We start from the raw sequence: 11,529 nt of genomic DNA on the forward strand, positions 1-11,529 counted from the left end.
GGTGGTCGCGTGAGCGGCGCGGAGCGCTTGGGCAATTTCCCTTTGGGAGAGGGGCTGGGGGTGGTCGCGTGAGCGGCGCGGAGCGCTTGGGCAATTTCCCTTTGGGAGAGGGGCCGGGGGTGAGGGACACAGAAGTGGAGAAGTTTTTGGGGATAGGGGTGAACATGGAAGGGACAGCAGGGAACCCATTGGGGATCCCCTCACCTGTCGCGGTGGTCTGGTTTGGGAGAGTGGGGCGGTGGCTGGCGGTGGGATCCCTGCTCCTGGGACTTCTGCTGGGGCTGGGCGGCTGTGGGGTGGGATCCCAAGGGGAAGTGAGGATTCTCCTAGCTTCTTTTGCGGTGACCCGCGATGCCTACCGGCAGATCATCCCTGCCTTTGAGGCCCACTGGCTGGCCCAGACCGGCCAACGGGTGCGCGTAGAAAGCAGCTACGCCGGCTCGGCCACACAAGCGCGGGCGGTCATTGACGGGCTGGATGCCGATGTGGTGGCCCTGGCCCTGGGCCTGGATGTGGAGCGCCTTGTGGCTGCCGGTCTCATTCGACCGGGCTGGGAAAGCCGCACGCCCAACCAAGGGATCGTTACCCGCTCGGTGGTGGTGATCGTCACGCGGCAGGGCAACCCCCACGCTATCCACTCTTGGCTGGACCTGGCCCGGCCTGGCTTGCAGGTGGTTACCGCCAACCCCAAAACCTCAGGGGGCGCCCGCTGGAACTTTTTGGCCCTCTGGAGTGCTGTTCCGGAGCCCCAAGCCCTGGCCTTCACCACCCAGGTCTACAAAAATGTCCGCGTCCTGCCGCGGGACTCGCGGGAAGCCACCGATGTCTTTTTCCAAAAAGGGCAGGGGGATGCCCTGCTCACCTACGAACAGGAGGTGATCCTGGCCGGCCTGCGCGGCCAGCCCTTGCCCTACGTGGTGCCGGATCCCAACATTTCCATCGACAACCCCGTAGCCGTGGTGGATGCCACGGTGGAGCGAAAAGGAACCCGCGCCGTGGCCGAAGCCTTTGTGAACTACCTGTTTACTCCAGAAGCGCAGCGGGCCTTTGCCGAGGTGGGTTTCCGTCCGGTGGAGCCGACGGTGGCGCAAGAGTTTGCCCAGCGGTACCCTCCCATTGAGAAGCTGGTAACCGTTGCCGACCTGGGCGGCTGGGAAGCAATCCAAAACCGCTTCTTTGCCGATGGGGCTGTGTTTGACCGCATCCAAGCTGGGTTGTAGGGAGCCTCCCTTGTTTTGCATCCCCATTCAAGGTATCCTGGGAGCAGTATCAACGGTTTGTTGACAGGTTTACCGTAGATTAGAGGCTCCCTACCTCCTCAGGGATAGGCAGCGCCATCCGGCCAACCCTTAGCTAGGCAGAACCTATGGGCATCACCATTGCAGGGGTATCGAAGCGTTTTGGGCAGTTTCAGGCTCTCCACCCTACGGATCTCACCATTCCCACGGGATCCCTGGTTGCCCTGTTGGGGCCGTCGGGTTCCGGCAAATCTACCCTCTTGCGCCTGATTGCCGGCCTAGAAAAGCCGGACACGGGGCGGATTTTCCTCACCGGGCGGGATGCCACCCATGCCAGCGTCCAGGAGCGCAACGTCGGCTTTGTCTTCCAGCACTACGCCCTGTTCAAGCACATGACGGTGCGGCAGAACATTGCCTTTGGCCTGGAGATCCGCAAAGCTTCGCGGGCTGAGATCCGGGCACGGGTGGACGAGCTGCTGGAGCTGGTGCAACTATCAGGGTTTGGGGATCGCTACCCCTCACAGCTTTCGGGGGGACAGCGGCAGCGGGTGGCTCTGGCCCGCGCCTTGGCGGTGGAGCCGCAGGTGTTGCTCCTGGATGAGCCCTTTGGGGCGCTGGATGCCAGAGTGCGCAAGGAGCTGCGCCAGTGGCTGCGGCGCCTGCACGACGAGGTACACGTCACCACCGTCTTGGTCACCCACGACCAAGAGGAAGCCATGGAGGTGGCCGACCAGATCGTGGTCATGAACCAGGGGCGGATCGAACAGGTGGGATCCCCTGCCGAGATCTACGATCACCCGGCCACTCCCTTTGTCATGAGCTTCATCGGCCCGGTCAACGAGCTCTCTCCCCGCTCCCTGTTATCTTGCCAGCTTCCCGAGGCCCAGGCGGGCCCGCACCAGCTCTTCTTGCGCCCCCACGATGTGCAGATCGAGGTCAACCCCAATAGCAGCGGCGTCTCGGCTTGGGTCAAAGAGATCATCCACCTGGGGCGGGAGATCCAGGCGGAGCTGATTCTCAGCGATGGCGGATCCCTGTGGGCCCACCTCAGCCGCGAGCAATATGCCAGCCAGCCGCTGCAGGTGGGGCAGCAGGTCTATGTCCGCCCCAAGGTGGTCAAGGCCTTTCCCCTCAAAAAAAACGATAAGAAAACTGCCATGACCCCGCTGGCAATGGCGGGACGGAGTCCGATGTCGCTGGGAGCTTGAGGAAAGTTGCAGCAAGCCGGGTTTCAACTGTCTTGGCCGTGGCGGCTGAGCTTGGGCTATCTCTTCCTGATGTTGGCCTTGCCGCTGGCGGCCTTGATCGCCAAGTCCAGCAGCGTCGGCTGGGCGGAGTTCTGGCGGATCGCGACGGATCCGGTGGCCCTCTCCGCCTATGAGGTTACTTTTGTAACCGCGCTGCTGGCGGCTTTGGTTAACGGCGTAATGGGCACCCTGACGGCTTGGGTGTTGGTGCGCTACGCCTTCCCCGGCAAAAAGCTCCTCGAGGGGTTGATCGATCTGCCCTTTGCCCTGCCCACGGCTGTGGCCGGCCTCACCCTGGCAACCGTTTACAGCAGCAACGGCTGGATTGGATCCCTTTTGGCCCCCTTGGGGATCCGCATTGCCTTTACCCGGCTGGGGGTGGGGGTGGCGATGCTGTTTATCTCTTTTCCCTTTGTGGTGCGGACGGTACAGCCGGTGCTGCAGGAGCTGGAACGAGATGTGGAAGAGGCGGCCTGGAGCTTGGGCGCCTCCCGCTGGCAGACCTTCTGGCGGGTGGTGCTGCCCCAGATTTTGCCCGCCGTGTTGACCGGCGTGGCCCTAGGGTTTTCCCGTGCTGTGGGTGAATATGGCTCCATTGTTATCATCGCCTCTAGCATCCCCTTCCGGGATCTCATCGCGGCAGTGCTGGTGATCCAGCGGCTGGAACAGTACGACTATGCCGGGGCAACGGTGATCGGGACGGCGATGCTGGGGATCTCGTTCTTGTCGCTGGTGGTGATTAACCTTCTGCAAGCCTGGGGAAGTCGCCATGAAACCTGACGGGATAGCGGGTGTCCAACCGGAGCCATCGACAAACCCTTGGCTGTCGGGCCTGTTGATCGGCATTGTCGGGCTCTACATCGCCCTGCTGCTTGGGATCCCGGTGGTGAACATCTTTTATCAGGCGTTTCGAGAAGGGATCCCAGCTTTTCTCCAGCACCTGACCGAGCGGGAGCTGCTCAGCGCCCTCCGATTGACGGTGCTGACGGCGCTGGTTGTTGTTCCCCTCAATACTTTTTTTGGTCTCTGTGCCGCCTTGGCCTTGGCCCACCGCCGTTTTCCGGGGCGGGCTTTGCTGCTCAGCTTGATCGATCTGCCCTTTTCCATTTCCCCGGTGGTGGCCGGCCTGATGCTGGTGCTCCTCTTTGGCCGTCAGGGTTGGCTGGGATCCTGGAACCTGCGGGTCATCTTTGCCTTTCCGGGCATTGTGCTGGCCACGGCTTTCATCACGCTCCCTTTTGTGGTGCGGGAGGTACTGCCGGTGTTGGAAGAGGCCGGCAGCGAGGAAGAAGAAGCCGCCAAAACCCTGGGGGCCAATTCCTGGCAGATCTTCTGGCGCATCACCCTACCCAACATCCGCTGGGGACTCCTGTACGGGGTCATCCTGACCAATGCCCGCGCCATGGGGGAGTTCGGCGCTGTCGCGGTGGTCTCTGGCAACATCATTGGCCGCACCCAGACCCTTCCCTTATTTGTGGAAGATGCCTACCGCAGCTATGCCACGGGCTCGGCCTATGCGGCGGCAGTGGTGCTCTCCTTGCTGGCGGTGGTAACCCTGGTGGCCAAGGAGCTGCTGGAGCGGGGATCCCCTTCCCGCCGCATCTTCTAGACATCTTTTGGGATCCTTGCAATCAACGCTCTAACCCCCCTCTCCCTGAGGGAGAGGGGCCGGGGGTGAGGGCAGCCATGACCGCCATCGGCCAGGGTGTGGCTTAGACAGACTCGGTGAGGATCTCGGGCAGACAAACCTGGGTGCCCCCCAGGCCGCAGTAGCCGCGTGGGTTTTTGGCCAGGTACTGCTGGTGGTAGTCTTCGGCGTAGTAGAACTCTGGGGCGTCCAGGATCTCAGTGGTGATTTGGCCGTAGCCGTGGACGCTCAGAGCCTGCTGGTAGAGATCGCGGGTTTTTTCCGCCAGCTCCCGTTGTGCCGGGGAATAAACGTAGATGCCGGAGCGATACTGGGTGCCCACATCATTGCCCTGGCGCATCCCTTGGGTGGGATCGTGGTTTTCCCAAAACACCTTCAAAAGCTGCAGGTAGCTAATCTGGCTGGGATCGTAAACCACCCGCACCACCTCGTTGTGGCCAGTCAAACCGGTGCAAACCTCCTCATAGGTGGGGTTGGGGGTATACCCGCCAGCGTAGCCCACGGCAGTGGTGAACACCCCGGGCAACTGCCAAAACTTGCGCTCCGCTCCCCAAAAGCAGCCCATGCCGAACAGGGCCAGCTCCATGCCCTCGGGAAAAGGGGGCTTTAGGGGCGTGCCCTTGACGTAGTGCCGGTTAACGATTGCCATTGGCTCGGAGCGGCCCGGCAAAGCCTCTTCCGGCGTGGGCAAGGTCAGCTTCTTGCTCAGTTTGCCAAAACCAAAGAGCGCCATGGCGGTAGCCCGATACATTCGTTAACATCTACCAGCCTAGCGTAGATAGCCGCTCTTGTCTCGAGAAAAGATTGGCAAGGGAGCGGCCTGGGGATTTCAGACCGCCAGCTCCACAACCACAGGGGCATGGTCGCTGGGCTTTTGTAGCCGCCGCGGCTCGACGTCGATCCAGCAGGCAGTGGCCTTGTCCTGGAGCGGGGGAGAAAGGTAGAGGTGGTCGATGCGCCAGCCGCGATTCTTCTGAAACCCTCCGGCCCGGTAGTCCCACCAGCTAAAATGTCCGGGATCCGGGTTAAACTTGCGAAAGGCATCCTCAAACCCCAAAGCCAGGATCTCCCGCAGGGCCTGCCGTTCTGGCTCCGAGGCCATGATTTCTCCGGCCTTTTGGGGATCGTAGATATCGCGGTCTTCCAGGGCAATGTTAAAGTCCCCACAGAGCAAGATGGGATCCCCTTGGCTGAGGGCAACGGCCAGGTAGTCCTTCAGCGTGGCCAGCCAGCGCAACTTGTAGGCGTACTTGTCGGATCCCACCGCCTCGCCGTTGGGCACGTAGAGGTTGAGAATGCGGATCCCGTGGTAGAGGGCGCCGATCAGCCGCTTTTGCTCGTCCAGGTCTGCAGCCGCCGACAGCAGCGCGCCAAACCCCCGCTCCACCTTCTCCGGCACCTCCCGGCTAATTACGGCCACGCCGTTGTAGGACTTTTGCCCGTACACCTCCACATGAAAGCCTCGCTCCTCAAAGGGGGCGCGGGGAAAGTCCTCATCCACCACCTTGGTCTCCTGCAAGCAGAGCACATCCAGGGATCCCTGCTTGTCTAGCCAAGCCAAAACTTGCGGCAACCGGGTGCGAATGGAGTTGACATTCCAGGTGGCCACTTGCATAGCAGCAGGTTCCCAAGACAACGCTCAGGCCACCATTTTGGCCAAACCCAGGGGATGGATCCCCTGGGGCGAGACCGCGATCCGGTAGGGCAACACCTCGACCCCCGCCTGCAGCGCCTGGCGAAACAGATGGGCATAGCGGGGATCCCGTTCTGCGCCAGGGGCGAACTCGGTGCAATCGGCACGGTTGATCCAGTACAGCAGCAGAGCCCGCTGCCCTTGCCGGCGGATCTCAATCAAATCTTCCAGGTGTTTTTGCCCGCGAGTCGTCACCGTATCCGGGAAGAGGGCGCGGGATCCCACGGCCCAGGTGGTATTTTTAACCTCTAGGTAGGCCAAGCCAGAGTCTCCTATCAGCAGGAAGTCGATTTTGCTCCTGCCGCAGGTCACTTCCCGTTGCCAACGAGAAAACCCCGCCAACTGGGGAAACCACCCTTGTTCCAGCCCCCATTCCACCAGGCGATTGGGCAGGCCGGTGTTGATCCCCACCCACACTCCTTCCACCTGGATCATCTCCCAGGTGTAGGCCAATTTGCGCTTGGGATCGGGGTGATGGGAGAGGTACACAGGTGCCCCTACCTGGCAAACCCCCGTCATCGGCCCGGTGTTGGGGCAGTGAGCGGTTACCTGTTGCCCATTTTCCAGCTCCACCTCGGCAAAGAAGCGCTTGTAGCGGCTGCGCAACACCCCTCTGTGCAGGGAGGTCGGGAAACGATAGGGCAGCGCCCCCTGTTGGCCTGTCATTCGCAAGAGCTCTCCGATAAGTATTTTTCTTTAGGATTTTGGAAGTCTTCCAGGGGTGGGGTGTTTCCTGCGCTAGGGTAAATGACGTATCTCCCCGGCCAGGGCCTTTTTTTGCCGATGCCTTGTTCATATATCCTTTAATACCTTACCTTTTTCTATCCCTTTGCCAAAACCACTTGGAGAAGAAAAGCCGAATGTTGCGTCTTGACCCCGATCCCGGCTTTCAGCCTTCGGATCCGTTGCAGGACAACCGTGGTCGTGTGGCCATCTTCATCGACGGATCCAATCTGTTCTATGCCGCTCTGCAACTGGGCATTGAGATCGACTACACCCGCCTGCTGAAGACGCTAACCGGCCGTTCTCCCCTTCTGCGCTCTTTTTTCTACACCGGCGTCGATCGCAACAACGAAAAGCAGCAGGGGTTTTTGCTCTGGATGCGTCGCAACGGCTACCGCGTGGTTACCAAAGAGCTGACCCAACTGCCCGATGGATCCAAGCGGGCCAACCTAGATGTGGAAATTGCTGTGGACATGTTGTCGCTGGTGCGTTGGTACGAGACGGCAGTGCTGGTGAGCGGCGATGGGGATTTGGCCTACGCGGTCAATGCCGTCAGCTACCAAGGGGCACGGGTGGAGGTGGTCAGCTTGCGTTCCATGACCAGCGACCAACTGATCAACTTGGCAGATCGCTACATCGACCTAGAATCCCTCAAAGACCAAATTAAGAAGACCAATCGCCCCTCCTATCTGTACCGACCCGGGTTCACCACCGACGAGGAGGATGAGGGGTAATTTTTCTCTCACCCCCCACCCCAAAGGAGGGGGTTCAGCGAGATTGCAAAGTTGAAGGGATCCCCTGCAGCAGGTAAACGGGGTTAAGGGGGGCGAAGCGGGTGCCTTCTGCCAGGGCTGTGGAGCGGGAGATCTGGATGTGTTCTAGCCGCACCTGCCAGCCCTGCGAGCGCAGCCATTGCAGGGTTTCGCTGCAGGTTTCCAGGGTGGCAAAGTTGGCCACCAAGATCCCCTCAGGCTGCAGGCGGGCCGCCACCACCGGCAGCAGATCGCGGATCCCTTTGCCGCCTCCCCCCAGCAACACCCGATCCGGATCCGGCAAGTCGGCCAGCACCTGGGGCGCTGCCCCGGGGATCACGTGCAGGTTCTCCAGGCCGAAGCGTTGGCGGTTGCGCCGGATGAGACAAATACCCATGGCGTTGCGCTCAACGGCATAGACCTGGAGCTGGGGGGAGAGGCGGGCGATCTCTACAGCCACGGAGCCGGTGCCGGCCCCGACATCCCACACCACTCCCTGCCGCGGCAATTGCAAGGCCCCCAGGGTGAGCAGGCGGATGGGTTGCTTGGTGATCAGGCCGGGCTGGTCGGGAAAGGTGTGGAACTGATCGTCGGGGATCCCGACTAGGGGCCAGCGGCGGGGATCCGGTTCCGGGTCAACGCGGCGCAACACCACCAGATTGGGGCTGGGGAAAGCGGAGTTCTCACCTTCCTGCAGAGGCAGGATCTGCTCGTGGGGGGATCCCAGTTGGCTGCATACCCAGCCCTGGTAGCGCACCGGCAACCGCAGGTCGGCAATGAACTGGGCCAAGCTGGCTGGCGTGTGCTCTGGGTCGGTAAGCACCACAATCACAGGGGATCCCTGTTTGAGGGCGTCCTGCAACCGCTCCACCCCCCGCCCGTGCAAGCTGAGAATGGTGGCCTCCTGCCAGGGGATCTGCAGGCGGTTGAGGGCCAACTGCACCGAGCTGACTTGGGGGTAAAAAGCCAGTTGCTCCGCCGGGAAATACTGGGTCAGCAGGCGCCCAATCCCAAAAAACAGGGGATCCCCGCTGGCCAATAAAACCAGGGATCCCTGTGCCAGCTCCTTTTGCAAAAGCGGGATCCAACTTTCCACCGATCCAGTAAGCCGGATCTGGCGAGCCGGATGGTCGGCAAAGTGCTGCAGCAGGCTGGGGGGCCCGGCCAGGGTTTGCGCTTGGGAGAGGGGGGGAATCGCCCAAGAGGCCACCGAGCCATCTCCAGCTACCCCTACGACCGCAAGCTGAGGCAACCGGCTCGCCATCTAGCGTTCGACAGGCGGGTGGTACTGGCGCATGTGGTTGAGAAAATCCAGGCGCAGCTCCGCTACTTCCCGCTGCATCTCCCGCATTTCCCGAATAAAGCCCAGATGAGCCTCGATCAGGCGGCCATCCCGCTCCCGAAATTGCTCCATCATCATGGCTTGCGCTTCCCTCAGCTCGGCAAACCCGGCCTGCATATCGCGGCGAGACTCCTGGATGGCCCTCTCCAGCTCATCTCCCCGCTCTTCGTTCTGGCGAATCCGCTCCTGGTTGTGCTGAATTAACGCCCGGATCTCCTGGATTTCGGTCTGGAGCTGGGCTTCGATGGCCTGCCGCTCGGCTCGCATTGCAGCCATCTGGGCCTCAAAGCGCTCGGCGGCCCGCTGCTGTTCGGCCCGGATCTCGGCGATCTCGGCGGAGAAACGCTCAGCGGCCCGCTGCTGCTCGGCTCGGATCTCGGCGATCTGGGCTGCAAAGGCCTGTCGCATTTCCGTCATCTGGGCCTCAAAGCGCTCGGCGGCCCGCTGCTGTTCGGCCCGCAGCTCTTGAAGCTGTTCTTGTTGGAGCTGAAGGTTGCGGATCAGCCACTCCTCTTGTTCGGGGGTCATGGGAAAGGCCTGAAGATGTCGTTCCAATTCTAGTCAGTTGGGAATGGGATCCCGGCGGGCGGCCAGCAGCAGAGCATTGACGATGGCAGCGGCCACCGGGGATCCGCCTTTGCGGCCCTCCACCCGAATCTGGGGGACATCCGTTTGCGCCAACGCCTGTTTGGCCTCCTCCACGGCCACAAAGCCCACCGGCACCCCGATCACCAGGCTGGGCCGGATCCGCTCTGCCCGAATCTCTTCCACCAGCGCCAGCAGCGCCGTGGGCGCATTGCCGACAACAAAGACGGCTTCCGGGTAGCGGCGGGCCACCTGGATCATCCCCTGGGCAGTGCGGGTTTGCCCTGCCGCGGGGGGGTCTTCCACCCAGTCCAAAGCGCAATAGAGCGGGATCCCCTGCGCCTCAAGGCCAGCTTGGATCCCGGCAGCCACCATCCTCACATCCACCACCACGGGCCTTTGCTGCCGCAGGGCCGCCAGCCCCGCCTCGACCGCCGTGGGGCTAAACACAAAGCGATCCCGCAGCTCAAAATCGGCGGTGGCGTGGATGGCGCGGCGCACGATCTCGTAGGGGATTCCTTGCCACGGGTGGGGGCCGATCTCTTGGTCGATCTGGCGAAAGCTGGCCGCCGTAATGGGGTCTATCCAAGCTGTCTCATCCATCATCTCAGCCATCGTGGGATCCACAGGCGGAGCCATGGTCAGGCCGGGGGGTTTTCTACGTCCTGCTGACGCGGGCGGTCTTGTTCGGGGAAAGTCGCGCAGAACGTCCAGAAAAGCTGTGCTCAAAAGGGTTACCTGAGAGAGACGCCCCTTTAGTTCCACTCTAGACGCCCCGAAGCAGCCGCTAAGATCGGTCTATGCTGGTGGAGATGGGCCTGTTGTTGTCACACACTCCTCCCTTGCCTGAACCCAACTTTTCTCCCTCTGCTGCTGTCGGCGGGGCAAGCTCCCCTCCCCTCGCGCCGCCCCCCTCTTCGGTCGGCAACAGGGATCCCCTTGCCGTGCTCCCTCGCTATGGCCATTCCCAAACCTGGCTCTGGCGTGGCTGGTCTATCCATTTCACCTACACCCCCAGTCGCGCCCAAACCTCCAAGGGCCAGGTGAACTTGACGGCGGCTCCGGCCATCTTGATCCATGGCTTGGGAGCCTCGGTGGGCCATTGGCGCCATAACATTGTTCCCTTGGGATCCCAGCGCTCCGTCTATGCCCTTGACTTGCTGGGATTTGGGAAAAGCGCCAAGCCGGAGATCGCCTACAGCGTTGACCTGTGGGTGGAGCAGGTGTACGAGTTTTGGCGAACTCACATCCAGCAGCCCAGCCTCTTGGTAGGCCATTCCATTGGGGGCCTGGTGGGGGTCATTGCTGCTGCCCGCTATCCCCAGATGGTGAAGGGTTTGTGCTTGATCAGTTGTGCCGATGGGCCTCACCCGGAAGAATTGCCCTCTCCTTGGGATGCCCTGGTTCAAGCCCTTTGCGAAGGGATCCTGGCTGTTTTGGGCTGCCCGCTCACCTATCCCCATTTGTTTAACTGGCTGCGACAAACCGAGGTGCTGCGGGCCTGGATCAAAAATGTCTACAAGCGAGACGAGCAGGTGGACGACGAGCTGGTGCAGATCTTCCAGAGGCCAGCCTTTGAGCCGGGGGCAGCCCACGTGTTTTTGGATAGCCTGAGGGCCATCCTTTGCCGCCGCTTCGACAGCCCCAAGCGCCTGCTGCCCACCCTCAAAATGCCGATTTTGCTCCTCTGGGGCCAAGAAGATCCAGCGGTGCCCAGCTTTTTGGCAGACCAATTCAAGCGCTGGCAGCCGGCTCTTACGTTGGTGAAGCTGCCAGGGGTAGGCCACTGTGCTCACGACGAGCTGCCCCACTGGGTCAACGCCCTCATTGGTGAGTGGGCGGCCAGCTTGGAGACTTGCCCCGACTTGTCCACCCACCTTCGCAGGGATCCCGCGGCTGACTAGTCCAGCCAGTTGCCCTGCCAAGGTTCAGCAGTGCCCTCCCTGCTATCGATAAACTACCCCACCGCATAGGCGGGTGGGGTTTTAGCGCTACGCGCCGCTGACGCGAACAGTAGCCCTGCAGTTGGCAAGCCAACCACGGACCTCCAGGCTGGTTCATGGCAGCCACCAAAAGTGCAATGACGTTGGCACCGTTCAAATCTGCATCCCCTTCCCAGCCACAGGCCGGGTTCACACAACGAAAACGCTTCCCTTCCCGCTGGCCAATCCACAAACACCGGTGACAAGTCTGCGAGCTGTAGGCAGGCAGCACCACCACCTTTACCCCTGCTCTTGCTGCCTTGCACAGCCTGTTAAAGAATCAAGGGGTACAGTAGCAACACTTAGCAAACCAACTTCG

The 11,529-nt window shown here is 61.6% G+C and carries 12 protein-coding genes and 1 pseudogene; 6 read left to right on the top strand and 7 right to left on the bottom strand.

What is annotated here, in order from left to right:
• From NW853_RS13590 to cysW, 4 genes are all read left to right on the top strand, one after another.
• Window positions 1-1,220, top strand: a 1,220-nt coding sequence (locus NW853_RS13590) for a sulfate ABC transporter substrate-binding protein (RefSeq protein ID WP_414349292.1), incomplete at its 5' end; no start/stop codon positions are given.
• 146 nt (window positions 1,221-1,366) lie between these two features.
• Complete coding sequence (locus NW853_RS13595; RefSeq protein ID WP_414349293.1) at window positions 1,367-2,446, top strand: sulfate/molybdate ABC transporter ATP-binding protein; 1,080 nt, start codon at window positions 1,367-1,369, stop codon at window positions 2,444-2,446.
• A 6-nt stretch (window positions 2,447-2,452) separates the two neighbouring features.
• Window positions 2,453-3,265, top strand: coding sequence for a sulfate ABC transporter permease subunit CysT (gene cysT, locus NW853_RS13600; protein ID WP_414335336.1), 813 nt, complete (start codon window positions 2,453-2,455; stop codon window positions 3,263-3,265).
• Window positions 3,255-4,094, top strand: coding sequence for a sulfate ABC transporter permease subunit CysW (gene cysW, locus NW853_RS13605; protein WP_414349294.1), 840 nt, complete (start codon window positions 3,255-3,257; stop codon window positions 4,092-4,094). The genes cysT and cysW overlap by 11 nt, the downstream gene beginning before the upstream one ends.
• Window positions 4,095-4,197: 103 nt before the next feature.
• Here the strand turns inward: cysW and msrA are convergent, their stop codons facing one another.
• From msrA to sfsA, 3 genes are all read right to left on the bottom strand, one after another.
• A complete protein-coding gene (gene msrA / locus NW853_RS13610) occupies window positions 4,198-4,866 on the bottom strand; it encodes a peptide-methionine (S)-S-oxide reductase MsrA (protein ID WP_414349298.1) in 669 nt (222 codons plus the stop codon).
• A 96-nt stretch (window positions 4,867-4,962) separates the two neighbouring features.
• Window positions 4,963-5,748 carry an exodeoxyribonuclease III gene (gene xth, locus NW853_RS13615; protein WP_414335333.1) on the bottom strand — a complete coding sequence of 262 codons (786 nt, stop codon included), beginning with the start codon at window positions 5,746-5,748 and terminating at the stop codon, window positions 4,963-4,965.
• A 24-nt stretch (window positions 5,749-5,772) separates the two neighbouring features.
• Window positions 5,773-6,492 (bottom strand): DNA/RNA nuclease SfsA, encoded by a 720-nt coding sequence (gene sfsA / locus NW853_RS13620; RefSeq protein WP_414335331.1) that lies wholly within the window; start codon window positions 6,490-6,492, stop codon window positions 5,773-5,775.
• Window positions 6,493-6,686: 194 nt separating this feature from the next.
• On the opposite strand from sfsA, the gene NW853_RS13625 reads away from it, so the two are divergent.
• Window positions 6,687-7,283: an NYN domain-containing protein gene (locus NW853_RS13625; RefSeq protein ID WP_414335330.1), complete on the top strand. Its 597-nt coding sequence runs from the start codon at window positions 6,687-6,689 to the stop codon at window positions 7,281-7,283.
• A gap of 34 nt (window positions 7,284-7,317) precedes the next feature.
• On the opposite strand, the gene cbiE is transcribed toward NW853_RS13625, so the two are convergent.
• Genes cbiE through NW853_RS13640 form a run of 3 tightly spaced genes read right to left on the bottom strand, consistent with a single transcriptional unit; the run spans window position 7,318 to window position 9,834 of the window.
• A complete protein-coding gene (gene cbiE / locus NW853_RS13630; RefSeq protein ID WP_414349295.1) occupies window positions 7,318-8,565 on the bottom strand; it encodes a precorrin-6y C5,15-methyltransferase (decarboxylating) subunit CbiE in 1,248 nt (415 codons plus the stop codon).
• Window positions 8,566-9,171 carry a hypothetical protein gene (locus tag NW853_RS13635; RefSeq protein ID WP_414349296.1) on the bottom strand — a complete coding sequence of 202 codons (606 nt, stop codon included), beginning with the start codon at window positions 9,169-9,171 and terminating at the stop codon, window positions 8,566-8,568.
• A 33-nt stretch (window positions 9,172-9,204) separates the two neighbouring features.
• Window positions 9,205-9,834 (bottom strand): cobalt-precorrin-8X methylmutase, encoded by a 630-nt coding sequence (locus tag NW853_RS13640; RefSeq protein ID WP_414349299.1) that lies wholly within the window; start codon window positions 9,832-9,834, stop codon window positions 9,205-9,207.
• 194 nt (window positions 9,835-10,028) lie between these two features.
• On the opposite strand from NW853_RS13640, the gene NW853_RS13645 reads away from it, so the two are divergent.
• Entirely contained in the window at window positions 10,029-11,132 is a 1,104-nt protein-coding gene (locus NW853_RS13645) for an alpha/beta fold hydrolase (RefSeq protein WP_414349297.1), read from the top strand.
• 109 nt (window positions 11,133-11,241) lie between these two features.
• Here the strand turns inward: NW853_RS13645 and NW853_RS13650 are convergent.
• Window positions 11,242-11,472: pseudogene (locus tag NW853_RS13650) on the bottom strand (zinc ribbon domain-containing protein); the annotation flags it as partial.
• Between the last annotated feature and the right edge of the window lie 57 nt (window positions 11,473-11,529).

This window comes from Synechococcus sp. H55.11, assembly GCF_047462475.1.
In the GTDB taxonomy this organism is placed as follows: Bacteria; Cyanobacteriota; Cyanobacteriia; order Thermostichales; family Thermostichaceae; genus Thermostichus.